Below are 22875 nucleotides of genomic sequence, written 5' to 3' on the forward strand. Positions count from 1 at the left end.
GGGCCGAGCCTGCTGGCCAATATCTCCTGGGTATTCACCGTTGCCGCCACCACCGTATTCGTGGCTAAAGCCACTCCTACATTGAACGGTGGTGCCCCGCCCGATGTAGGAGCGGGTTCACCCGCGAAGGGGCCGGGCCTGCTGGCCAATGTCTTCTGGGTATTTACCGTTGCAGCCACCACCGTATTCGTGGCTAAAGCCACTCCTACATGAGGCGGTGTACCCCGCCCGATGTAGGAGCGGGTTTCCGCGAAGGGGCCGGGCCTGCTGGCCAATGTCTTCTGGGTATTTACCGTTGCAGCCACCACCGTATTCGTGGCTAAAGCCACTCCTACATGGGGCGGTGTACCCCGCCCGATGTAGGAGCGGGTTCACCCGCGAAGGGGCCGGGCCTGCTGGCCAATGTCTTCTGGGTATTCACCGTTGCCGCCACCACTGTATTCGTGGCTAAAGCCACTCCTACATTGGGCGGTGTACCCCGCCCGACGAGCGGCTTTAGCCGCGAAGCGCCGCGCGGGCGGCGCTCGATCTCACAACCGCCGCATATGCTGCGGCAAACACGCCGCCACTGCCCGAGCGTGGCGCTAGCAATCATTCTTCATAGCGCCCTCGCGGGAAATAGCGAACGCCGCTATAGCCGCACAGTTTTTCTTTTGAATCAGCGCTTTGGTCACCCCCACAAAAGGTGAACGGGCCTTTCACGTTTTCTTGACGCAGGCCCTCCCCTCTCCTTAGCTGAAGATTACCGAGCAGTAAAAATCTCGCGCCGAGCCTCTAGCGCGCGCCTTTGGGCGCGTGTGACGAAGCGGGCGTGCTGGTTTGGGTCGCCCTCTGTTTTGCCGTACAGCCTGTGACAACAGACCAGGTCCTCAAGCTGTACTTCACAAGAGCAAAGGAGACCCGCCATGAAAACCACTTCGAGCCCCGTGCGCATCGACCGTCTTTTCTACGCGGTTTCCACGTCGCTGCTTCTGGCAACCCCGGTGGAAACGTTCGCGTATGAGTGGTCACAGCTTTATCCGCCCCTACCCCGCAACGGCACACAAGCGCCCGAACCGCTCGCAGCGCCCGACCAGCAGCTGATGACCGGCCCCGAGCTGTTCGTGCGTGCAACGCCAGCAGGCGAGGTGCAACGCGCCGGGAGGGTGGTCGGCCATAACAACCTGCAAGGCAGCTTCAATGGCATGCGCCCGCTGCTGGGCGACAAGCCGCGCAATGCTACGCAACTGAGCGGGGAAAGCCTGGGCATGTACTGGAGCATGGCCCACGCACAGGGCTGGCACCTGGATGCCGTGGCCGTGGGTTCGCGCATCGAGGTGGATGGCGGGGGTGACACCGGCCAACGGCCGGGCGACAGCGGCCACGCGATGACTTTCTCGGTGGAGGGCGGCTATCCGATCCCCCTGGCTGGCAGTTGGGTGATCGAACCCCAGGCGCAATTGATGAACCAGCAGTTCTTCCCCGGTAGCCAAGGGCAGCACGCAACCCGGCAGGCCTACGACAGCCAGCCCAGCTGGAGCGGCCGAGTCGGCGCCACATTGTCCGGGCGCTATGAAATGCGCGGCATGCCCCTGGAGCCTTATGTGCGGACCAACGTGTGGTATGACTTCAGCAACCCTGACGAAGTGAAGCTGGAACAGGTCGACAAGATCTCCAGTTCGCGCTTTTCGACAACGGTGGAACTGGGCCTGGGGCTGGTGGCGCGGGTAACGCCCTCGGTGGCCATGTTCGTCAGTGCCGACTACAGCAGCGATGTGGATGGCAATGACCTCAATGGGCTGATTGGCAGCCTTGGGGTGCGCATGCGATGGTAGCCTGCGCTGGCCCTGGCGCCGGCAAACCAGCGGCGGGGCCAGCACAGCAGATGCATCAGACGGGCTTCATCACCAGCACACCCAGCGGGGGCAGGTTCAGGGCCAGCGACTGCGGCTGGCCGTGGCTGGCGATGTCTTCGCTGTGCACCAGCCCAAGGTTGCCGACATTGGAGCCGGCGTACATCTCGGCATCGCTGTTCAACAGCTCCTGCCAGCGCTCGCCGAACGGCACGCCAATGCGGTAACCCTCACGCGGAACCGGAGTGAAGTTGGCGACCACCAGCACGGGTTCGCCACTGCTGCTCCAGCGCAGCCAGGCAAACACGCTGTTCTGCGCATCGTCACCGATCAGCCACTGGAAGCCCTGTGGCTGGCAGTCCTGCTCATGCAACGCCGGGACTTCGCGGTACAGCCGGTTGAGGTCACTCACCAGGCGTTGCACGCCTTGGTGCTCAGGGTACTGCAGCAGGTACCAGTCCAGCTGGCTATCGTGGTTCCACTCCCGCCACTGGCCAAATTCGCAGCCCATGAACAGCAGCTTCTTGCCGGGGTGGGTCCACATGAAGGCCAGGTAAGCGCGCAGGTTGGCGAACTTCTGCCAGCGGTCGCCGGGCATCTTGTCGATCAGCGAGTGCTTGCCGTGTACCACTTCGTCGTGGGAAATGGGCAGGATGAAATGCTCGGAGTAAGCATACACCAGACCAAAGCTCATCTCGTTGTGGTGGTGCGCACGGTGGACCGGGTCGTTCTGGATATAGTGCAGGGTGTCGTGCATCCAGCCCATGTTCCATTTGTAGGCAAAGCCCAGCCCGCCCTGCTCGATCGGCTGGCTGACCCCGGGCCAGGCGGTGGACTCCTCGGCGATGATCAACGCCCCCGGCGCCTCATGGGCCGCCACACCGTTGAGGTGGCGAATGAAGTCGATGGCCTCGAGGTTTTCGCGCCCGCCGTGGCGGTTGGGCACCCACTCGCCGGCCTTGCGCGAATAGTCCCGGTACAGCATCGAGGCCACCGCATCGACGCGCAGCCCGTCGATGTGGAAATGCTTCAACCAATGCAGCGCAGAGGCCATCATGAACCCGCGCACCTCATTGCGGCCCAGGTTGTAGATCAGCGTGTTCCAGTCCTGGTGGTAGCCTTCCAGCGGGTTGTCGTACTCGTACAGGGCCGTGCCGTCGAAGCGCGCCAGGCCATGTTCGTCTGTCGGGAAGTGCGCCGGTACCCAGTCCAGCAATACCCCGATGCCGCCCTGGTGGCAGGCATCGATGAAGGCGGCGAAGTCCTCGGCACTGCCGTAGCGCGAGGTGGGGGCGAACATCGACAGTGGCTGGTAGCCCCAGGAACCGCCGAACGGGTGTTCCATGATCGGCAGCAGTTCAATATGGGTGAAGCCCAGCGCCTGCACATACGGCACCAGGCGCTCGGCCAGTTCCCGCCAGTTGTAGTAGCGCCCGACCTCGCCGGCCTCGTCCATTTCGCAGCGCCAGGAGCCGGGGTGCAGCTCATAGATCGACAATGGCGCGTTGTACGCATGGCGCTGCGCCCGTTGCGCCATCCAGTCGTGGTCTTGCCAAGCATGGCCCAGCTCACCCGCTACCTTGGACGCCGTGCTGGGCGGCAATTCGGTGGCGCGGGCCAGGGGGTCGGCCTTCAACGGCAGGATGCCGTCCTTGCCGAGCACTTCGAACTTGTAGGTTTCCCCCACGCCCAGCCGTGGGATGAACAGCTCCCACACCCCGGCACCATGACGCAAACGCATCAGGTGGCGGCGCCCATCCCAGTTGTTGAAGTCCCCCACCACCGATACCCGCCGGGCGTTGGGGGCCCACACCGAAAAGCACACCCCGTCGACCCCCTCGACCTGCACCGGCTGCGCGCCGAAACGCCCGGACAGGTCGCGGTGGTTGCCCTCAGCAAACAGGTGCAGATCCATTTCGCCCAATTGCGGACCGAAGCTGTACGGGTCCTCGGTCACCTGCTCGCCACCGGCCCAGCCGATCTGCAGCAGGTAAGGCTGTGCTGTATCGAGGTGCGCGGTGAACAAGCCCGGCAGGCTGCCTTGCGCCATTTCGGTGAGGATGCGCCCGTCTTCGCGGGCAAGAATGCGCACATTCAGGGCGCTGGGCAGGAAGGCGTTGACCACCTGCCCGCCAGCGCCGTCGTCATGGGGGCCGAGTACCGCAAATGGATCGGCGTGTTCGGCGCGGGCCAGGGCGTCGAGGTCCCGTTGCCGAAGGCCACCGTTTTCACGCGTTGTTACGTTCATTCTGACTCTCCCCAGGTACTGATCAGTCCATGCAAGCCATGCAAAGGCACGGCCAGCCAACTCGGCCGGTTCTCGGCTTCATAAGTAATTTCGTAGGCCGCCTTTTCCAGGCAGAAAAGCTCCAGCGCAGCGCGCTCGCCTTCCGCCTGCTGCCAGGCGTGGGGCATGGCAGCGGTGGCCAGGCCGTACGCCTCGATAAAGGCATGCCGCGACTGGTGCAGGTACTGCCGGGCCACCCGTTGCCGGGCCTGCCGTGCCGCCTCGGAAAGGTCCACCGTAGACGCGCTGCGCAAGATCATCGCAGCAGCATAGTCGAACGACCGCAGTACGCCGCTGACATCTTTGTAGGGGCTGTGTTTGGCCCTGCGTTCTTCCAGGGGCCGGGCCGGCTCACCCTCGAAGTCGATCAGGTAGGCATCACCCTGCACCACCAGCACCTGGCCCAGGTGCAAGTCACCGTGCACACGCATCAGCAAGCCGCCCTCGGCCTGCTCGGCCAGCTGGCGAACATGCTCGACCAGGCCATCACGCTGTTGCTGCAGATCATCGACCAGCGCCTGGCTGTCGCGGTCCAGGTGATCGCGGTGCTGCGCCAGCAGGTCAAGGGCATGGGTCAACTCGGCACTGATCTGGGTCACCCAGCGTTCGCGGTCCTGGGCATCGCTGGGCCGCGGCTGGAAGGCCGGGTCATCGGTGGGTGCTGCCAGCAACACGTGCATCTCGCCCAGGCGCTGGCCGAACAAGGCGGCGAAGGCTGTGAGTTCGGCCAGGGCGTCGGTATGTACTTCGGCATCCGACCGGGTGGGCTCCATCTGGTCACGGATGGCGCGCTCCAGGGTGTTCTGGGTCCAGGCCCAGGCATCGCCCTGGTTGCTCAGGTAGCCTTGGGCGATCATCAGCAGGTGCGGGGCTGCCTGCGCATCCACGCGGCTGACCCAGGCCAGCAGTGGCGAGATATTGGTAAAGCCGGCGGCGGTCAGGTAGGCGCTCATTTCCAGCTCCGGGTGAATGCCCGGATTGACCCGGCGGATCAACTTGAGCACCACGCGGTCGCCGATGACTACCGAGCTGTTGGACTGTTCGGCGCTGAGGTAGCGCACCTCGCTTTCTTCATTCAGCCCCAGGCCGGCCAGTTGCTCGGTGCAGTCGAAACGCAGCTCGCCATCAGCGTCGCCGCACGCCAGCCGCGTGCGTTCCTGGCACGCACGCAAGACGGCGCGGATGAACGGCTCGAGCACGAACGCATCGGTAATCAGACCCACCTGATGGGCCCGGCGCACCCGGGACAACGCCAGTTGCTGCGGCAGCGCACTGTTGATCTGCTCCTCGGGCAGCAGCCCGAACGGCAATTGATAACGGGTGGCCACGCCGTCGCTGAGCACTTCGAGCTCACTGAGCAATACCGGTGTAGGGGCGGTGCCGAAACGCACGCCATAACACAGCCGTACCTGGTCTATGGGCCCTTCCTTGCCCGCGAACCAGCGCCGTTTCGGCAGGTACTGGGGCAGGATGTTGGTTTGCAGAGTGTCGCTGGCAGGCGCCGCCAGCAGTTCTTCCATGCGTTTGCGCAATACCAGCGTAATCAATTCGGGTAACCCCTCGGTGGGCTGGGCGTGCCAGCTGGGCATACGGTCGTGCGATGCCAGCAGGAACCAGTAAAAGCCATAAGGTGGCAAAGTCAGCAGGAACGGCAGCTGACCGATCGGCGGAAAGGCACTGCCGCCGAGCATCTCCACCGGTACTTTGTCGGCGTACTGTGACAATTCCAGTTCTGCCGCCTGGGCGGCGCGGGAAACGTTGGCCACGCACAGGATGACCTCGGTGTTGCCATCGGCATCGGTGTATTCGCGAATGTAGGCCAGGATGCGCCGGTTACTGGGGCTCAGCGTGCGCAGCGTGCCACGGCCGAAGGCTTTCTGCTGCTTGCGCACCGCCAGCATGCGCCGGGTCCAGTTGAGCAGCGAGTGCGGGTCATGGCTTTGTGCCTCGACGTTGACCGTCTGGTAGCCGTACAACGGGTCCATCACCGGGGGCAGCACCAGGCGCTGTGGGTCGGCGCGGGAAAAACCGCCATTGCGGTCCGGCGACCATTGCATGGGGGTGCGCACGCCATCGCGGTCGCCCAGGTAGATGTTGTCGCCCATGCCCAGTTCGTCACCGTAGTACAGCGTGGGCGTGCCGGGCATCGACAGCAGCAGGCTGGTGAGCAGTTCGATGCGCCGGCGGTCACGCTGCAGCAAGGGCGCCAGGCGCCTACGAATGCCCAGGTTGATGCGCGCGCGGCGGTCTTCTGCGTAGTAGTTCCACAGGTAGTCGCGCTCGCGGTCGGTGACCATTTCCAGGGTCAGCTCATCGTGGTTGCGCAGAAAGATCGCCCATTGGCAGTTGGCCGGGATCTCCGGAGTCTGGCGCAGGATGTCGGTGATCGGGAAACGGTCCTCCATGGCCAGGGCCATGTACATGCGCGGCATCAGCGGGAAATGAAAGGCCATGTGGCATTCGTCGCCGTCGCCTTCGCCGAAGTACGGGCGGGTGTCTTCCGGCCACTGGTTGGCTTCGGCAAGCAGCATGCGGTCTGGGTAGTTGGCATCGATCTCGGCGCGAATGGCCTTGAGCACCCCGTGGGTTTCGGTGAGGTTCTCGTTGTTGGTGCCGTCGCGCTCGATCAGGTAAGGAATGGCGTCCAGGCGCAGCCCGTCCACGCCCAGGTCGAGCCAGAAGCGCATCACCGCGATCACCGCCTTGAGCACCTGCGGGTTGTCGAAGTTGAGGTCTGGCTGGTGCGAGTAGAAGCGGTGCCAGAAATACTGGCCTGCCACCGGGTCCCAGGTCCAGTTGGACTTTTCGGTGTCGAGGAAAATGATGCGGGTGCCATCGTACTTCTGGTCGTCATCGGACCATACGTAAAAGTCGCGCGCCTTGCTGCCGCGTTTAGCGTGGCGGGCGCGCTGGAACCAAGGGTGCTGGTCGCTGGTGTGGTTGATGACCAGTTCGGTGATGACCCGCAAACCACGCTTGTGCGCCTCGGCGATGAAGCGACGGGCATCGGCCATGCTGCCGTAGTCCGGGTGCACGGCCTTGTACTCGGCGATGTCATAGCCGTCGTCGCGCCGCGGCGAAGGATAGAACGGCAGCAACCACAGGGTGTTGACGCCCAGCTCGGCAATGTAGTCCAGCTTGCTGATCAGGCCGGCGAAATCACCGATGCCATCGTTGTTCGAGTCGAAGAACGACTTGATGTGCAACTGATAGATGACAGCGTCCTTGTACCACAGCGGGTCGTCGATGAAGGCTGCCGGGCGGGAACGCTTGGCCATGAGTGACTCCTTGCATGTCTGTGGACCGTGTTGGCTGGCGTTGCGGCTGCCGTGCAGCCTATTTGCCGCGATAGGCCGCAAGGCGGCCCGGTACATATGCCCTAACCGGCCTTTTCGATACGCCAGATGCCGAATGGTTGGTGCCAAGGTTCAATGCGCATGAACTGGGTCTTGCCGTACCACGACCAGCGGTGACCATTCATCAGGTCTTCACCATGGGTTTGGGCGTTGTCATCGAGCCCCAGCTCCCACAGCGGCAGCTCGAAGTGCGCCTCCTGAGCGTTGTGCGGGTCTAGGCTGATTGCCACGAGGATGTAGTTGTCGCGCTCGGGCGTACGCTTGGCGAAGTACAGGATGTTGTCGTTCCAGCAGTTGAAGAACGCGACGCCGAGGTGGGTTTGCAAGGCCGGGTTCTGCCGGCGGATGCGATTGAGCTGGGCGATCTCGGCAATGATGTTGCCGGGCTGGCTGAAGTCGCGCGGGCGCAGCTGGTATTTCTCCGAGTCCAGGTATTCCTCCTTGCCTGGCAACGCGGCGCTTTCGCACAGTTCGAAACCGGAATACATGCCCCACAACCCTGAGCCCATGGTCGCCAATGCTGCACGAATGAGGAAACCGGCACGCCCGGAGGTGTGCAGGAAGAACGGGTTGATGTCGGGGGTATTGACGAAGAAATTGGGGCGGTAGCACTGGCTCCATGGCGGCTGGTTGAGTTGCTCGAAAAATTCGCGCAGCTCTTGCTTGGTGTTGCGCCAGGTGAAGTAGGTGTAGCTTTGCGCATAGCCGACCTTGCCCAGGCGCGCCATCATGGCGGGCTTGGTGAACGCCTCAGCGAGGAAGATGACCTCCGGGTACTGGCTGCGCACATTGGCGATCAGCCATTGCCAGAACGGCAGCGGCTTGGTGTGCGGGTTGTCGACGCGGAACGTCTTCACGCCCTCCTCGACCCAGCCCACCACCACATCGCGCAGCGCCAACCAAAGGCTGGGTACTGCGTCGGGGGCATAGAAGTCGACGTTGACGATGTCCTGGTATTTTTTTGGCGGGTTCTCGGCATAGCGGATGGTGCCGTCCGGGCGCCAACTGAACCAGCCCGGGTGCTGTTTCAGCCAGGGGTGGTCCTGGGAGCACTGGATGGCGAAGTCGAGGGCGATTTCCAGGCCGTGCTCGGCAGCGGCCGCCACCAGGCGGCGGAAGTCTTCGCGGCTGCCCAACTGCGGGTGAATCGCTTCGTGGCCACCCTCTGCACTGCCGATGGCATACGGGCTACCCGGGTCACCCGGTTCGGCCGTGAGCGCATTGTTGCGCCCCTTGCGGTGCTGCAGGCCAATAGGGTGAATGGGCGGGAAGTACAGCACGTCGAAGCCCATGTCACGGATCATCGGCAACCGCTGGTGCACATCGTTGAAGGTGCCATGGCGCTGCGGGTCGTCGGTGATCGAGCGCGGGAACAGTTCGTACCAACTGGCGAACTGCGCTGCCGGGCGGTCCACATCGAGCGGGAATTCGCAACTGCGGGCCAGGTAGCTGCGGTGCTCGGCCTCGGCCATCAGCCGGGCGGTGCGCGGGTCCAGCAGCAGCGCCACCTGATCGTCACTGCCCACCTGCGCCAGGCGCTGCAGCACGGCCTCAAGCTCGTTGCGCACGGCGCCATCGCACAGGGCAATGCCCTGGCCGAGCATCAGCCGCCCCTCTTCCAGCTCCAGCCTGACCTCGACGCCGGCATGGTACTTTTTTTCCAGGTCGTGGCAGTACGTGGCGAACGGGTCGATCCAGGCCTGGATGCCGAACAGGTGCGGCCCCAGCTCGGTGGGGGTGAACTCGGCCAGCCACAGGTCGTTGCCCGCCGACTGCATCGGCACCGAGTGCCAGCGCTGGCTGTGCGCCAGGCGCCAGTTGAGCACCACGGCCAGGCGGTCGTGGCCATCGCTGTAGACCTTACTGCTGACGGCAACCGGTTGACCACTGATCGCCTTGGCGGCGAAGGTGCCGGCGTCGAGCACCGGCTGGGTGTCCTCGATCACGATGCGTGGGGCCAGCAGCGCCTGGGCCAGGCTGATGGCCTGGTCAGGATGATCGTTGGCCATTGGCACGCTTTCAAAAAGCTCGTTTCGTGACATCGACCTTGCTCCCTCAGGCTGGTGGCGGTAAGGGTTCAGAGCCGGGCGCGGGCGTGAGGGTTCAAAAAAACTGAGCGAATCGCAGCTGGCCGAAGTCCAAGCCTGCAGTACCTCTTCAAACCACCCACGCGAGGTCAGGCCATGAACATTCCAACGCCACCGGAAACCCCCGATCCGAACATCGACGACCCGAGCTTGCCGCCGCCCGTGCCGGAACAAGAACCGGACGAGCTGCCGCTCAAGCCAACCGAACCGCCGACGGTGGGCGACCCGCCGAACCAGGAACCACCGGTGAAAGCCTAAGGGTAGACCAGCTTACCGACCTTGCCGCCTGCAAGGTCGGTACGGGCGCGCAGCCGCGGGTGCGGGCGAACCGGACAGCCCGGTCAGTCAACTCGCGCCATCGGCGCAGAGTTCGGCGATGCTGATCTCGCGCATGCGAAACTTCTGCACCTTACCGGTTACTGTCATCGGGTATTCGTCTACAAAACGGATATGCCGCGGCACCTTGTAGTGGGCTATGCGGGCCTTGCACCAGCATTGCAGCTCTTCGGCGGTGGCCGTGTGGCCAGGGTGCAACTTGACCCATGCGACAATCTGCTCGCCATAACGGCTGCACGGGATACCGATCACCTGGGCGTCCGCCACTGCCGGGTGGGTATAGAAGAATTCTTCCAGCTCGCGCGGGTAGATGTTCTCGCCACCGCGAATGATCATGTCCTTGTTGCGCCCCACGATCCGCACGTAGCCGTGCTCGTCCATCACCGCCAGGTCACCCGAGTGCATCCAGCCGGCTGGGTCGATGGCTGCCGCGGTACCTTCGGGGTTGTCCCAATAGCCGAGCATCACGCTGTAGCCGCGGGTACATAGTTCGCCGATCTCGCCGCGCGAAACGATACAGCCGTCAGCGTCTACCAGCTTGTTTTCCAGCTGTGGCTGCGTACGGCCAACGGTGGTAACACGCAGCTCCAGCTCATCCTCCGGCCCGGTTTGCAGCGAAACCGGGCTGGTTTCGGTCATGCCATAGGCGATTTGCACCTCGGCCATGTGCAACTGGTCGATCACCCGGCGCATCACCTCGATCGGGCAAGTCGCCCCCGCCATGATGCCGCTGCGCAGGCTGGAAAGGTCCACCTGGGCGCGTAGCGGGTGGTCGAGCATGGCGATGAACATGGTAGGCACGCCATAGAGAATGCTGGCACGCTCCTCGGCCACCGCACGCAGGGTGAGTTCGGCATCGAAGGCATCATTGGGGTAGATCATGGTGCTGCCGTGGGTGATGCAACCCAGGTTGGCCATGACCATGCCAAAGCAGTGGTACAGGGGCACCGGGATCACCATGCGGTCGCGCTCGCCCAGGCCCAAGCTTTCGCCGACCATGAAGCCGTTGTTGAGGATGTTGTAGTGGCTCAGCGTGGCGCCCTTGGGTGCACCGGTAGTGCCGGAGGTGTACTGGATATTCACCGGTTGGTCGAACTGCAGCCCGCTTTGGCGGGCCAGGTAGGCTTCGCTCGAGGTTTGCCCGGCCAGCCCGGCCAGGGCTTGCCATGCCAGGAAACCGGCCGGGGGGCGGGCTGCCAGGCTGATGACCCCGCGCAGCTCGGGTAGGCGCTGGCTGGCCAGTGCGCCCGCGGGGGCGCTCGCCAGCTCTGGCACCAGCGCCTGAACCATGGCGTGATAATCGGAGCTCTTGAAAGCATCGGCGCAGACCAGCCAGCCGCACCCGGCCTGGCGCAACACGTATTCCAACTCACCCACCCGGTAGGCCGGGTTGATGTTGACCAGAATCGCCCCGACCTTGGCGCTGGCCAGTTGCAACACGCACCATTCGGCGCAGTTGGGTGACCAAATGCCCAACCGGTCGCCGCGGTTCAGGCCCAGCGCCATCAAGGCGCGGGCACACGCGTCGACCTGTTCGGCCAGTTGCCGCCAGCTGTAGCGCACGCCCTGGTGGCGCGAAACCAGGGCTTCGCCACCGGCGCAACGCGCCACGGTGGCGTCAAAGGCCTGGCCGATAGTCTGGGTCAGCAACGGTTGGTCCTGGCGGCCGCGGGTATAGCTTGGTTGACTCATGGGTGTCCCTTCTTGTGGTTGTTCTGGGCACGGCTGAAGCAAGCGGAGATACTCTGGCGTAGATTTACGTTTACGTAAAGGTGACGATTGGATTGACAGCCACTGCACTCAGGTTTACGTTAACGTAAAGGTAATGAACAATACCGATCTCACGCATGAAGCCGAACCCCGTGGGAGCGGGCGCGCCCGCGAATGCGATCATTCAGGAAATGACGGCGGCCCTGCTGATGCATTCGCGGTCGCGCCCGCTCCCACAGGGTCCGACAGCTCCATGAGCTACGGTGTAACCCATTTCAAGAACAACAAGGTGCCCCAGCATGCATTACCCCACCCTGAACTTCGCCCTGGGCGAAACCATCGACATGCTCCGTGACCAGGTGCGCACCTTCGTCGCCGCCGAGCTGGCCCCGCGTGCCGCGCAAATCGACCACGACAACCTGTTCCCTGCCGATATGTGGCGCAAGTTCGGCGACATGGGCCTGTTGGGCATCACCGTTTCGGAAGAATATGGCGGCGCCGGCCTCGGCTATTTGGCCCACGTGGTGTCCATGGAGGAAATCAGCCGGGCCTCGGCGTCGGTGGCACTGTCGTACGGTGCCCACTCCAACCTGTGCGTCAACCAGATCAACCGCAACGGCAGCCACGCACAGAAACTCAAGTACCTACCCAAGCTGATCAGCGGCGAGCACATCGGCGCACTGGCCATGAGCGAGCCCAATGCCGGCTCCGACGTGGTGTCGATGAAGCTGCGCGCAGAAAAGCGCGGCGACCGCTACGTACTCAACGGCAGCAAGACCTGGATCACCAACGGCCCGGACGCCAATACCTATGTGATCTATGCCAAGACCGACCTGGACAAGGGTGCCCACGGCATCACCGCGTTCATCGTCGAGCGCGACTGGCCAGGCTTCAGCCGCAGCAACAAGTTCGACAAGCTGGGCATGCGCGGTTCCAACACCTGCGAGCTGTTCTTCGACAACGTCGAGGTACCGGAAGAAAACATTCTCGGCCAGCTGAACGGCGGCGTACGCGTGTTGATGAGCGGCCTGGACTACGAGCGCGTGGTGTTGTCGGGCGGGCCGACCGGCATCATGCAAAGCTGCATGGACCTGGTGGTGCCGTACATTCACGACCGCAAGCAGTTCGGCCAGAGCATCGGCGAGTTCCAGCTGATTCAGGGCAAGATCGCCGACATGTACACCCAGCTCAATGCCAGCCGCGCCTACCTGTATGCCGTGGCCCAGGCCTGTGACCGTGGCGAGACCACCCGCAAGGACGCTGCCGGGGTCATCCTGTACACCGCCGAGCGTGCTACGCAAATGGCCCTGGAAGCCATCCAGATCCTTGGCGGCAACGGCTATATCAATGAATTCCCGGCTGGCCGCCTGCTGCGCGATGCCAAGCTCTACGAGATCGGTGCCGGCACCAGCGAAATCCGTCGGATGCTGATCGGCCGCGAACTGTTCAACGAGACGCGCTGATCTGCGCCAGAGGTCATGATGATTCTCAAGTCACAGCTCAATACCAAGGCGGCGGATTATGCCCATAGCCATGCCGCCATGGCCGCCCAGGTCCAGGCCCTGCGCGGCCTGCTGGCCCAGGTCGCCCAGGGCGGCGGGCCCAAGGCTCAGGAACGACACACCTCCCGCGGCAAACTGCTGCCACGCGAGCGCATCGACCGCCTGCTGGACCCGGGCTCGCCGTTCCTCGAGATCGGCCAGCTGGCGGCCCACGAGGTGTACGGCGAGGACGTGCCGGCTGCCGGGGTGATCGCCGGCATCGGCCGCGTAGAAGGCGTGGAATGCATGATCGTGGCCAACGACGCCACGGTCAAAGGTGGCTCGTACTACCCGCTGACGGTGAAAAAGCACCTGCGTGCGCAGGTCATCGCCCAGCAAAACCGCTTGCCGTGCATCTACCTGGTGGACTCGGGGGGTGCCAACCTGCCCCGCCAGGACGAGGTGTTCCCTGACCGCGAGCACTTCGGTCGGATCTTCTTCAACCAGGCCAACATGAGCGCCCAGGGCATCCCGCAGATCGCCGTGGTGATGGGCTCGTGCACTGCCGGTGGTGCCTACGTGCCGGCGATGGCCGACGAAGCGATCATGGTGCGCCAGCAGGCGACCATTTTCCTCGCAGGGCCGCCGCTGGTCAAAGCCGCCACGGGCGAAGTGGTCAGTGCCGAGGACCTGGGCGGGGCCGATGTGCACTGCCGCACCAGCGGCGTGGCCGACCATTACGCCGACAACGACGAACACGCCCTGGCCATTGCCCGGCGCTGCGTGGCCAACCTCAACTGGCACAAGCTGGGCAAGCTGCAACGCCTGGCCCCGGTGGCACCGCTGTACGCCGCCGACGAGCTGTATGGCGTGGTGCCCGCCGATGCCAAGCAGCCGTTCGATGTGCGCGAAGTGATCGCCCGGCTGGTCGACGGCTCGCTGTTCGACGAATTCAAGGCGTTGTTCGGTACCACCCTGGTCTGCGGCTTTGCCCACCTGCATGGCTACCCGATGGCGATCCTGGCCAACAACGGCATCCTGTTCGCCGAAGCGGCGCAAAAAGGCGCGCACTTCATCGAGCTGGCCTGCCAGCGGGGCATCCCACTGTTGTTCCTGCAGAACATCACCGGGTTCATGGTGGGCAAGAAGTATGAGGAAGGCGGTATCGCCAAGCATGGCGCCAAGCTGGTGACCGCGGTGGCCTGCGCCCAGGTGCCGAAATTCACGGTGATCATCGGCGGCAGCTTCGGTGCCGGCAACTATGGCATGTGCGGCCGTGCCTACGACCCACGCTTTTTGTGGATGTGGCCGAACGCGCGGATCGGTGTGATGGGCGCCGAGCAGGCCGCCGGTGTGCTGGCCCAGGTCAAGCGCGAGCAAAGCGAGCGCAGTGGCCAGCCGTTCAGTGCCGAAGACGAAGCCAGGCTCAAGCAGCCGATTCTCGACCAGTACGAACAGCAGGGCCACCCCTACTACTCCAGTGCCCGGCTGTGGGACGACGGCGTCATCGACCCGGCGCAAACCCGCGACATACTGGGCCTGGCACTGTCCGCTGCGCTGAACGCGCCGATCGAAGCGAGCCGCTTCGGCATTTTCCGGATGTGACCTATGAGCGATTTCAGCACCCTCGAAGTGATTCGCGACCCGCGCGGCTTCGCCACCCTGTGGCTTAGCCGCGAGGACAAGAACAACGCGTTCAACGCGCAGATGATCCGCGAGCTGATCGTCGCCATCGATCGGCTGGCCGACGATACCGGCTTGCGCTTTGTACTGCTGCGCGGGCGTGGCCGGCACTTCAGCGCCGGTGCCGACCTGGCCTGGATGCAGCAGTCGGCGCAGCTGGATTTCAACACCAACCTGGATGACGCCCATGAACTGGGCGAACTGATGTACGCCTTGCACCGGCTGAAGGTACCGACCCTGGCCGTGGTCCAAGGTGCGGCGTTTGGCGGGGCACTGGGCCTGATCAGTTGCTGTGACATGGCCATTGGCGCAGAAGACGCCCAGTTGTGCCTGTCGGAAGTGCGCATCGGCCTGGCCCCGGCGGTGATCAGCCCGTTCGTGGTCAAGGCCATCGGCGAGCGTGCCGCGCGCCGCTATGCCCTGACTGCCGAGCGCTTCAGCGGTACACGGGCCCGCGAACTGGGCCTGCTGGCCGAGGTATACCCCGCCACTGAGCTGGACGCACAGGTGGCGCTATGGGTGAACAACTTGCTGCAGAACGCTCCGCTGGCCCTGCGTGCCACCAAAGAGCTGCTGCGTGAAGTGGACGACGGCGAACTCAGCCCGGCGCTGCGCCGCTACTGCGAGAACACCATCGCCCGTATCCGCGTCAGCGCCGAAGGCCAGGAGGGCCTGCGCGCCTTTCTGGAGAAACGCCCACCCGCCTGGCAAACCGCTGAGACCAAGGAGCCGCGCCCATGAGCCGCCCCGCTTTGACCACCCTGCTGGTCGCCAACCGCGGCGAAATCGCCTGCCGGGTGATGCGCACCGCCAAGGCCATGGGCCTGACCACCGTCGCCGTGCACAGCGCCATCGACCGTGACGCGCGGCATAGCCGCGAAGCGGATATCCGCGTGGACCTGGGCGGCACCAAGGCCGCCGACAGCTACCTGCTGGTCGACAAGCTGCTGGCTGCTGCCAAGGCCAGCGGGGCCCAGGCCATTCACCCAGGTTACGGTTTCCTCTCCGAGAACGCAGGCTTCGCCCGCGCCATCGAGCAGGCGGGGCTGGTTTTCCTCGGCCCACCGGCCAGCGCCATCGACGCCATGGGCAGCAAGTCGGCGGCCAAGGCGTTGATGGAGGCCGCCGGGGTCCCCCTGGTGCCCGGTTACCACGGCGAAGCCCAGGACCTCGACACCTTCCGCGACGCGGCCAGGCGCATCGGCTACCCGGTGCTGCTGAAGGCCAGCGCTGGCGGTGGGGGCAAGGGCATGAAGGTCGTTGAAGAGGAAAGCCAGCTGGCCGATGCCCTGGCGTCGGCCCAGCGTGAGGCGCAGGCGTCGTTCGGCGATGCGCGCATGCTGGTGGAGAAGTACGTGCTCAAGCCGCGCCATGTGGAAATCCAGGTGTTCGCCGACCAGCACGGCCATTGCCTGTACCTCAACGAGCGCGATTGCTCGATCCAGCGCCGCCACCAGAAAGTGGTCGAAGAAGCCCCCGCCCCCGGCCTGTCGGCCGAACTGCGCCAAGCCATGGGCGAGGCGGCGGTACGGGCGGCGCAAGCGATTGGCTATGTCGGTGCCGGTACGGTGGAATTCCTGCTCGACGCCCGTGGCGCGTTCTTCTTCATGGAAATGAATACCCGCCTGCAAGTGGAGCACCCGGTCACCGAGGCCATTACCGGCCTGGATCTGGTGGCCTGGCAAATTCGTGTGGCGTGCGGCGAGGCCCTGCCGATCACCCAGGAGCAGGTGCCGCTGATCGGCCATGCCATTGAAGTTCGCCTGTACGCCGAGGACCCGGCCAACGAGTTTCTGCCGGCGACCGGCATGCTGGCGCTGTACCGTGAATCGGCAGCGGGCGAAGGCCGGCGGGTGGACAGTGGCGTGAGCGAAGGCGATGCGGTGTCGCCGTTCTACGACCCGATGCTGGGCAAGCTGATTGCCTGGGGCGAAAACCGCGAGCAGGCACGCCTGCGCTTGCTGGCGATGCTCGATGAATTCGCCATTGGTGGCGTGAAAACCAACCTCGCGTTCCTGCGCCGCATTCTGGCGCACCCGGCGTTCGCCGCGGCGGAGCTGGATACCGGCTTTATTGCGCGGCACCAGGCCGCTTTGCTGCCGGCACCACAGCCGCTGCCGGTCAACTTCTGGGAGGCCGCAGCCGAAGCCTGGCGGCAGGGCCAGGCCGGGCAGCAGCGCGAAGATGACCCCGGTTCGCCATGGGCCGAGCGTAACGGCCTGCGCCTGGGCCTGCCAGCGCGCTGTAGCCTGCACTTGGTCAGTGCTGGCCAGGACCAGGCTGTGGGCCTGGAGCACAGTGCGGCGCCCACCTGGCAGTTACTGGGCGAGCAGTTGGTGCATGACCACGACGGCGTGCGTCGCCAGCACCTGGCGGTGCGCCGCGGGGCTACGTTGTACTTGCAGTGGGGCGGCGAGATGCATGCCATCGAAGCCTTCGACCCGATCGCCGAGGCCGAGGCCAGCCACGGTCACCAGGGCGGCTTGGGTGCCCCCATGAACGGCAGTATCGTGCGGGTGCTGGTGGCGCCGGGGCAGGCGGTGGAGGCCGGTACCGCGCTGGTGGTGCTGGAGGCCATGAAAATGGAGCACAGCATTCGCGCGCCTCATGGCGGTACGGTGAACGCGTTGTTCTGCCAGGAAGGGGATATGGTCAGCGAAGGGACGGTGCTGGTCGAATTGGCGGAGTGAGTTGTCTAGCGGGGGTTGGCTGGTTGATGGGGCGCCGGGGTGGGGCTGCCAGGTGTTCGCCATACCCTTTGCAGCGCCTGTGAGATCGAGCGCCGCCCGCGCGGCGCATCGCCGGCAAGCCGGCTCCCACATCTGTTTCGGGCCAGTTACGCCTGTGGGATTTGCGCGCGAACGCCTTGGCGCCCACCACGATATCGCGTCGTACGAACAAGGCGGTCGCGCGCGCCTGTCACAGGCAATACTGGCCCGAAACAAACGTAGGAGCGGGTTTACCCGCGAAGCGCCGCGCGGGCGGCGCTCGATCTCACAGGCGCCCCACTACCCAAGCCCTACACCCACCAGCCTCACAACAACCTAAAAACAGCTAGAAGGAGCCGTGCGCCCGCACAACCACCCCCAGAAATTCACAACCGTCTTCACACAGAACCGTTGGGTATCGAGTATTCAGCGGCTTGAGCATCTTGTCTCCGCCCTCCTCGACCAACTGCCGTAACACTGCTGGCCGCCCGGGCTGACGCGCAATCACCAGCCGGCCAGGCTCTGCCGGCAAGCCAGTATCCACCAGCACACGCATCCCTTCAGGCACGCTCTTGCCGCTGGTTGCATTCATCGAGTCATTTTCAACCACTAGCCAGAACGCATTACCTGAGGGCATGTAGTCCGTCTGCTCGTGCATCTCGCTGGTTTCAGGCAAAGGCCCGTGCAAGTCGGACCAACTCAGCACCGGGAAGCGAAAGCTCGCATAGCGCAGCGCTTCGGCCGACACTGGCTGCTGGGCCGCATAGCGACCAGGCGCTTCACGAACGATGTCACGCTCAACAACCATGACTTGTGCTTCCAGAAACACCAGCCCAAGTTTCTCGAGTTTCTCGTTTATCGTCTCCAACGTTGGCCGCCGCGTGCCCCGCAACCAATGACCCACGCCGCCCTGAGTCATGCCCAGACGTTCGGCCAGCTTCAGTTGGCTGAGGTTGTGTTCGCGCTTATAGCGCTTGAGAAATGCGTTCCAGTTTTCCATGAGCGGCAACAATACGGACTGTATTAGCCGCAGCAATACACAAATTGAATTATTTATTCGACAAAGAATAGTACAGATTGACCTATCCTGTGATTCCAGTGTGCTTGAAGGGAAATCAGAAGGTGTCGCAATGAAACTACCGAAAAACGACGAAACAGATCTCGACAGCGAAGCAGCCCGCCGCGCCCTCGACTACTACCTCAACCCCAACCCGCCGCGCCCTACGCTGGACAACAAGATCTGGACCCTGCACGAAGGCGTGACCAGCGAGCAGGCCGAGGAACACGCCATCGCCCTGCTGCGCTGCGCTGCGGCCACCGCACAGGAAACCGCCACGCACCAGCACGGCAGCCAGCGCGAGCTGACCTTCGCGCTGATGCACATGATGGACATGGCACGTGCGCTGCTGGAGCACAAGCAACGTGAAGACCGGGGTTTGTAGGTAAACGGAAGGGAGAGCACGTGATGGCCGCGTAACGGCAAAGGCCCCGATTGCCGGGACAAGGAAGCGCACCGGTAAAACTTTTTTACCGGGATGATGAAAATTCATTTGACTGGCAAATGATAACGATTATTATTGCACTCAGCTGATCGCGAGATCTGCTGGATAACCTGAAAGCTTAGGTCGCTTTCAGATTATCTCCTCATCAGGCTAATCACGGTTTTTGACCCGGCTTTTTGCCGGGTCTTTTTTTTGGCTCTTCAGGCTAATGAAGATCGTGATGGCGCGCATGGTAGCAAATGTGTTTCAGGGCGTGAACGCTCATTACAAAACTTTGCGCAATCAGCACTTGAGAATCAATCTCGTTTCGCCTACGCTGCTCACGCATCACGGAAGATGCCCCCCTTCCCCTTTGTAGCGCAAGGAGCCGGTCATGACCCGTCTGCTGCTGCCCCTCGAACATCCCACCGCGGTCAATGGCCCTGGTGCCGACAATGCCCTGCTGCACGCGCTGAAGCGGCTGCCACGCCGGGTGCAGCAAGTGATGCTGCTGAGCCGCCTCGACCAGCTGGACTTCGCCAGCATTGCCACCCGCCTAGACATGCCACTGGCCACTGTCGAACGCAACATGGACCAGGCCCTGATGGCCGGGCGCCCGCGCCGGGATGTGCTGGCAAGCGTGGCCAGCCAATGGTACGTGCGCTTGCAGAGCCCCCAGGTGACCGCATGCGAGCGCATCGACTTCCGCCGCTGGCTGGACGCAGATGCCGCGAACTTGCAGGCGTTTCACCAAACGGAATTACGCTGGCGCAGCCTGCTGGGGCCGGCACGCCAGCTTGGCCAGGAGGGTTGGTACCGGCAAGGCCGGGCGGCGCTGTCGCTAGGCGGCTGCTCGGTGGCGGTCGGGGCTGGGCTGGCGGCGTTACTGGTGTGGGCATGGTGCAGCTGATGCCCGCTGCCGGTTCACTTCAGGCCCGCCAACTGCAGCCCCTCTGAAGCCTGCCCCCTCAGCCCATTACGCTGCCAATGAAATTCGCCAGCTCCGCCGTACGCGGCGCGGCGAATACATCACGTGGGTGACCGGTTTCGTGAACCTTGCCGTGGTGCATGAACACCAGCTTGTCACCCACTTCCCGGGCAAAGCGCATTTCATGGGTCACCATGATCAAGGTCATGCCTTCCTTGGCCAATTGCCGCACAACGCCGAGCACTTCGTTGACCAGTTCCGGGTCGAGCGCCGAGGTGATCTCGTCGCACAGCAAAACCTTGGGCGACATCGCCAGGGCGCGGGCGATAGCCACCCGTTGCTGCTGCCCGCCAGAAAGGCGGTCCGGGTAGGCGTCGAACTTGTCGCCCAGGCCAACCCTGGCCAGCATTTGCTCAGCCAGTTGGCGGGCCTGGGCCTTGCTGGTCTTCTTCACCACCTGCGGCGCGAGCATGACGTTCTCGCCTACCGTCAGGTGCGGGAACAGGTTGAACTGCTGGAACACCATGCCGACTTTCTGCCGCAGTGTGCGCAGGTCGGCGCGCGCGGCATCCAGGTACTCGCCATCCACTTCGATCACGCCGTCACTGATCGACTCCAGGCCGTTGAGCGTACGCAGAAAGGTACTTTTGCCGGAACCGCTACGGCCAATGAGGGCGACCACTTCACCCTCTTCGATGCTCAGGTCTACGCCCTTGAGCACGTGGTTGTCGCCATAGTACTTGTGCAACGCAGACACTCTAAGCAGGGGCATGCAGCCTCCTTTCCAGGTAACGGGCGCTCAGCGAGAGCGGGTAGCAGAGCATGAAATAACCCACGGCTACCAAGCCGTAGATCAGGAAGGGCTCGAAGGTGGCGTTGGCGAGCATGCCGCCGGTCTTGGTCAGCTCGGTAAAGCCGATGATCGAAGTGACCGCCGTGCCTTTGACCACCTGCACCGAGAAGCCAACGGTGGGTGCCACGGCAATCCGCAGCGCCTGGGGCAGGATCACGTAACGCATCTGCTCCAGCCGGGTCATGGCCAGGCTGCCGGAGGCTTCCCATTGGCCACGTGGAATGGCCTCGACGCAGCCGCGCCAGGTTTCGGCGAGAAAGGCACTGGTGAACAACGTCAAGGCGATGGCCGCCGCCATCCAGGCCGAAATATCGACGCCGAACAGGGCAATGCCGAAAAACACCATGAACAACTGCATCAGCAGTGGCGTGCCCTGAAACAGCTCGATATAGCCCTTGGCGGCCCCGCGCAGCACGAAGTTGTCAGAGAGGCGCGCCAGCAGCACGAGCAGGCCGGCGACGCCACCGCAGATGAACGCCACCAGCGACAGCAGCAGGGTCCACTGCATGCCGACCAGCAAGTTGCGGACGATGTCCCATAAGGTGAACTCCATTCATCGCCTCCCCATCAGAAAGCGCTGCCCGAACCACAGCAGCACCTGGCGTACCGCCATGGCCATGATCAGGTACAGGCCCGTGGTCAGCAGGTAAGTCTCGAACGCCCGGAAATTGCGCGACTGAATGAAGTTGGCTGCAAACGACAACTCTTCGGTGGCGATCTGCGAACAAACCGCCGAGCCCAGCATGACGATCACGATCTGGCTCGACAGGGCCGGCCAGACTTTGGCCAGCGCCGGTTGCAGGACCACATGGCGAAACGCCTCGGCGCGTCTCATGGCCAGTGCCGCCGCCGCCTCCAGTTGCCCTTTGGGAATGGCCTGGATACCGGCGCGGATGATCTCGGTGGAATAAGCCCCCAGGTTGATCACCATGGCCAGCACCGCGGCTTGCCATTCTGTCAGGCGCACCCCCAGCGCGGGCAAGCCAAAGAAGATGAAAAACAGTTGCACGATGAAGGGCGTGTTACGGATCAGCTCCACGTACACGCCGAACAGCACATCGAACGGTTTGAGCCGCCAGGCACGCGCCACAGCGCCAAGTACGCCCAGGGCCACCCCGAACAGGGTGCCCACTGCGGTCAGCTGGAGGGTGAACAACGCCCCCTTGAGCAGCAGGTCGCCTTGGGCCAACACGGGCGCGAAATCGAATTGGTAGGCCATCAGTCAGCGAATCCAGAGGCAGTTCAGAGGTCGGCCGGCAATGGTTGCTTCAACCATTTTTCAGCATTGCGGTTGAGGCTGCCGTCTGCCTTGGCGGCATCGAGGGTGGCATTGACCTTGGCCAGCAAGGCAGGCTCCTGCTTGGCCAGCCCGACGTACACGGGCGAGTCCTTGAGCTTGACCTTCATCACCGGCACCTTGGCCGGGTTCTTCTCGGCGATGACAGCCATCACCACGCTGCCGCTGGCAATCAGTTCGACCTGGCCAGACAGGTACGCTGCGATGGTGGAGTTATTGTCCTCGAACCGCTTGATGACCGCGCCTTTGGGGGCAACCGCTGTCAGTTCCATGTCCTCGATCGAGCCGCGGGTCACACTGATGGTCTTGCCGGCAATGGCACCGATGTCGCTGATCGAGGTCTGCTCCGGGCCGAACACGGCCAGGTAGAACGGCGCATAAGGGCGGGAGAAATCGATCACGGCTTCGCGCTCGGCATTCTTGCCCAGGCTGGAGATCACCAGGTCGACCTTGCCCGTGGTGAGGAACGGAATGCGGTTGGTGCTGTTGACGGGCGTGAGGGCCAGCTTGACGCCCAGCTTGTCCGCCAACAACTGCGCCGTGTCGATGTCCAGGCCGCGGGGCTTGAGGTCGGGGCCAACCGAGCCGAACGGTGGAAAGTCCTGGGGCACGGCCACTTTGAGCACGCCACGGGCGGTGATGTCGGCCAGGGCGTCGGCCTGGGCCTGGGCAGCGCCCAGCGCGCCACCACACAGCAGCGTCGCCAGCAACAGGGAGCGGATGTTTTTCATGGGAAAGCCTCGGGGGATGCAGAAGGTCGTTAGCGCTGAAATTGCACAGCCCGTGCCAGCATTGGCGCCTGGCCCCGGAAAAGCCCTGGGCATGCGGCTGCTCGC

Annotated in this window: 17 protein-coding genes and 1 pseudogene; 9 read left to right on the forward strand and 9 right to left on the reverse strand. The window is 63.7% G+C overall.

The genetic code is table 11. The annotated features are described in order from the left end of the window. Both ACF8SD_RS16115 and ACF8SD_RS16120 read left to right on the forward strand, forming a co-directional pair. Window positions 1-213, forward strand: a pseudogene (locus ACF8SD_RS16115) (hypothetical protein); the annotation flags it as partial. Window positions 214-905: 692 nt separating this feature from the next. Then, window positions 906-1814, forward strand: a complete 909-nt coding sequence (locus tag ACF8SD_RS16120) for an autotransporter outer membrane beta-barrel domain-containing protein (protein WP_173890249.1) — start codon at window positions 906-908, stop codon at window positions 1812-1814. A 55-nt stretch (window positions 1815-1869) separates the two neighbouring features. On the opposite strand, the gene glgB is transcribed toward ACF8SD_RS16120, so the two are convergent. The 3 genes from glgB to ACF8SD_RS16135 all read right to left on the reverse strand — a co-directional run bounded on the left by glgB (window position 1870) and on the right by ACF8SD_RS16135 (window position 9517). Beyond that, window positions 1870-4080 (reverse strand): 1,4-alpha-glucan branching protein GlgB, encoded by a 2211-nt coding sequence (gene glgB / locus ACF8SD_RS16125; protein ID WP_173890251.1) that lies wholly within the window; start codon window positions 4078-4080, stop codon window positions 1870-1872. Continuing rightward, window positions 4077-7397 carry a maltose alpha-D-glucosyltransferase gene (gene treS, locus ACF8SD_RS16130; RefSeq protein ID WP_392483848.1) on the reverse strand — a complete coding sequence of 1107 codons (3321 nt, stop codon included), beginning with the start codon at window positions 7395-7397 and terminating at the stop codon, window positions 4077-4079. The genes glgB and treS overlap by 4 nt, the downstream gene beginning before the upstream one ends. 101 nt (window positions 7398-7498) lie before the next feature. After that, a complete protein-coding gene (locus tag ACF8SD_RS16135; protein ID WP_392483847.1) occupies window positions 7499-9517 on the reverse strand; it encodes an alpha-1,4-glucan--maltose-1-phosphate maltosyltransferase in 2019 nt (672 codons plus the stop codon). Window positions 9518-9658: 141 nt separating this feature from the next. Between ACF8SD_RS16135 and ACF8SD_RS16140 the strand changes: the two genes are divergently transcribed. Beyond that, window positions 9659-9820: a hypothetical protein gene (locus tag ACF8SD_RS16140; RefSeq protein WP_392483846.1), complete on the forward strand. Its 162-nt coding sequence runs from the start codon at window positions 9659-9661 to the stop codon at window positions 9818-9820. Between the two features lie 87 nt (window positions 9821-9907). Here ACF8SD_RS16140 and ACF8SD_RS16145 read toward each other — a convergent pair whose 3' ends face one another. Then, window positions 9908-11590: an AMP-binding protein gene (locus ACF8SD_RS16145; protein ID WP_173890258.1), complete on the reverse strand. Its 1683-nt coding sequence runs from the start codon at window positions 11588-11590 to the stop codon at window positions 9908-9910. A gap of 317 nt (window positions 11591-11907) precedes the next feature. Between ACF8SD_RS16145 and ACF8SD_RS16150 the strand changes: the two genes are divergently transcribed. The 4 genes from ACF8SD_RS16150 to ACF8SD_RS16165 are packed head-to-tail and all read left to right on the forward strand — an operon-like array spanning window position 11908 to window position 17462. After that, window positions 11908-13071, forward strand: coding sequence for an isovaleryl-CoA dehydrogenase (locus tag ACF8SD_RS16150; protein ID WP_029886664.1), 1164 nt, complete (start codon window positions 11908-11910; stop codon window positions 13069-13071). Between the two features lie 15 nt (window positions 13072-13086). Further along, window positions 13087-14694: a carboxyl transferase domain-containing protein gene (locus ACF8SD_RS16155; protein WP_392483845.1), complete on the forward strand. Its 1608-nt coding sequence runs from the start codon at window positions 13087-13089 to the stop codon at window positions 14692-14694. Window positions 14695-14697: 3 nt separating this feature from the next. Continuing rightward, window positions 14698-15513 (forward strand): gamma-carboxygeranoyl-CoA hydratase, encoded by an 816-nt coding sequence (locus tag ACF8SD_RS16160; RefSeq protein ID WP_054912216.1) that lies wholly within the window; start codon window positions 14698-14700, stop codon window positions 15511-15513. Beyond that, on the forward strand, window positions 15510-17462 hold the full coding sequence (locus ACF8SD_RS16165; RefSeq protein ID WP_392483844.1) for an acetyl/propionyl/methylcrotonyl-CoA carboxylase subunit alpha: 1953 nt from the start codon (window positions 15510-15512) through the stop codon (window positions 17460-17462). Before ACF8SD_RS16160 ends, ACF8SD_RS16165 begins: the two co-directional genes overlap by 4 nt. 364 nt (window positions 17463-17826) lie before the next feature. Here ACF8SD_RS16165 and ACF8SD_RS16170 read toward each other — a convergent pair whose 3' ends face one another. Further along, window positions 17827-18480, reverse strand: coding sequence for a LexA family protein (locus tag ACF8SD_RS16170; RefSeq protein ID WP_392483843.1), 654 nt, complete (start codon window positions 18478-18480; stop codon window positions 17827-17829). 130 nt (window positions 18481-18610) lie between these two features. On the opposite strand from ACF8SD_RS16170, the gene ACF8SD_RS16175 reads away from it, so the two are divergent. Together ACF8SD_RS16175 and ACF8SD_RS16180 are read left to right on the forward strand one after the other, a co-directional pair. After that, entirely contained in the window at window positions 18611-18922 is a 312-nt protein-coding gene (locus ACF8SD_RS16175; protein ID WP_173890268.1) for a DUF6124 family protein, read from the forward strand. Window positions 18923-19355: 433 nt separating this feature from the next. Beyond that, window positions 19356-19871: a DUF4880 domain-containing protein gene (locus tag ACF8SD_RS16180; protein WP_392483842.1), complete on the forward strand. Its 516-nt coding sequence runs from the start codon at window positions 19356-19358 to the stop codon at window positions 19869-19871. Between the two features lie 58 nt (window positions 19872-19929). Here ACF8SD_RS16180 and ACF8SD_RS16185 read toward each other — a convergent pair whose 3' ends face one another. From ACF8SD_RS16185 to ACF8SD_RS16200, 4 genes are read right to left on the reverse strand one after another with little or no spacing between them, the layout of a single operon-like run. Further along, window positions 19930-20661 (reverse strand): amino acid ABC transporter ATP-binding protein, encoded by a 732-nt coding sequence (locus ACF8SD_RS16185; RefSeq protein WP_392483841.1) that lies wholly within the window; start codon window positions 20659-20661, stop codon window positions 19930-19932. Next, window positions 20648-21295, reverse strand: a complete 648-nt coding sequence (locus tag ACF8SD_RS16190; protein WP_009686365.1) for an amino acid ABC transporter permease — start codon at window positions 21293-21295, stop codon at window positions 20648-20650. Before ACF8SD_RS16190 ends, ACF8SD_RS16185 begins: the two co-directional genes overlap by 14 nt. Further along, window positions 21296-21961, reverse strand: a complete 666-nt coding sequence (locus tag ACF8SD_RS16195) for an amino acid ABC transporter permease (RefSeq protein WP_392483840.1) — start codon at window positions 21959-21961, stop codon at window positions 21296-21298. Between the two features lie 23 nt (window positions 21962-21984). Further along, entirely contained in the window at window positions 21985-22770 is a 786-nt protein-coding gene (locus ACF8SD_RS16200; protein WP_009686363.1) for a transporter substrate-binding domain-containing protein, read from the reverse strand. Window positions 22771-22875 lie beyond the last annotated feature (105 nt).

The sequence above is a fragment of the Pseudomonas sp. CJQ_9 genome (genome assembly GCF_043106615.1).
Taxonomy (GTDB): Bacteria; Pseudomonadota; Gammaproteobacteria; order Pseudomonadales; family Pseudomonadaceae; genus Aquipseudomonas; species Aquipseudomonas juntendi.

Excerpts from the sequence above, each read along its gene's own strand:
- ACF8SD_RS16120 (WP_173890249.1), top strand. The coding sequence starts at position 906 with ATGAAAACCACTTCGAGCCCCGTGCGCATCGACCGTCTTTTCTACGCG.
- glgB (WP_173890251.1), bottom strand. The coding sequence starts at position 4,080 with ATGAACGTAACAACGCGTGAAAACGGTGGCCTTCGGCAACGGGACCTC.
- treS (WP_392483848.1), bottom strand. The coding sequence starts at position 7,397 with ATGGCCAAGCGTTCCCGCCCGGCAGCCTTCATCGACGACCCGCTGTGG.
- ACF8SD_RS16135 (WP_392483847.1), bottom strand. The coding sequence starts at position 9,517 with ATGTCACGAAACGAGCTTTTTGAAAGCGTGCCAATGGCCAACGATCAT.
- ACF8SD_RS16140 (WP_392483846.1), top strand. The coding sequence starts at position 9,659 with ATGAACATTCCAACGCCACCGGAAACCCCCGATCCGAACATCGACGAC.
- ACF8SD_RS16145 (WP_173890258.1), bottom strand. The coding sequence starts at position 11,590 with ATGAGTCAACCAAGCTATACCCGCGGCCGCCAGGACCAACCGTTGCTG.
- ACF8SD_RS16150 (WP_029886664.1), top strand. The coding sequence starts at position 11,908 with ATGCATTACCCCACCCTGAACTTCGCCCTGGGCGAAACCATCGACATG.
- ACF8SD_RS16155 (WP_392483845.1), top strand. The coding sequence starts at position 13,087 with ATGATGATTCTCAAGTCACAGCTCAATACCAAGGCGGCGGATTATGCC.
- ACF8SD_RS16160 (WP_054912216.1), top strand. The coding sequence starts at position 14,698 with ATGAGCGATTTCAGCACCCTCGAAGTGATTCGCGACCCGCGCGGCTTC.
- ACF8SD_RS16165 (WP_392483844.1), top strand. The coding sequence starts at position 15,510 with ATGAGCCGCCCCGCTTTGACCACCCTGCTGGTCGCCAACCGCGGCGAA.
- ACF8SD_RS16170 (WP_392483843.1), bottom strand. The coding sequence starts at position 18,480 with ATGGAAAACTGGAACGCATTTCTCAAGCGCTATAAGCGCGAACACAAC.
- ACF8SD_RS16175 (WP_173890268.1), top strand. The coding sequence starts at position 18,611 with ATGAAACTACCGAAAAACGACGAAACAGATCTCGACAGCGAAGCAGCC.
- ACF8SD_RS16180 (WP_392483842.1), top strand. The coding sequence starts at position 19,356 with ATGACCCGTCTGCTGCTGCCCCTCGAACATCCCACCGCGGTCAATGGC.
- ACF8SD_RS16185 (WP_392483841.1), bottom strand. The coding sequence starts at position 20,661 with ATGCCCCTGCTTAGAGTGTCTGCGTTGCACAAGTACTATGGCGACAAC.
- ACF8SD_RS16190 (WP_009686365.1), bottom strand. The coding sequence starts at position 21,295 with ATGGAGTTCACCTTATGGGACATCGTCCGCAACTTGCTGGTCGGCATG.
- ACF8SD_RS16195 (WP_392483840.1), bottom strand. The coding sequence starts at position 21,961 with ATGGCCTACCAATTCGATTTCGCGCCCGTGTTGGCCCAAGGCGACCTG.
- ACF8SD_RS16200 (WP_009686363.1), bottom strand. The coding sequence starts at position 22,770 with ATGAAAAACATCCGCTCCCTGTTGCTGGCGACGCTGCTGTGTGGTGGC.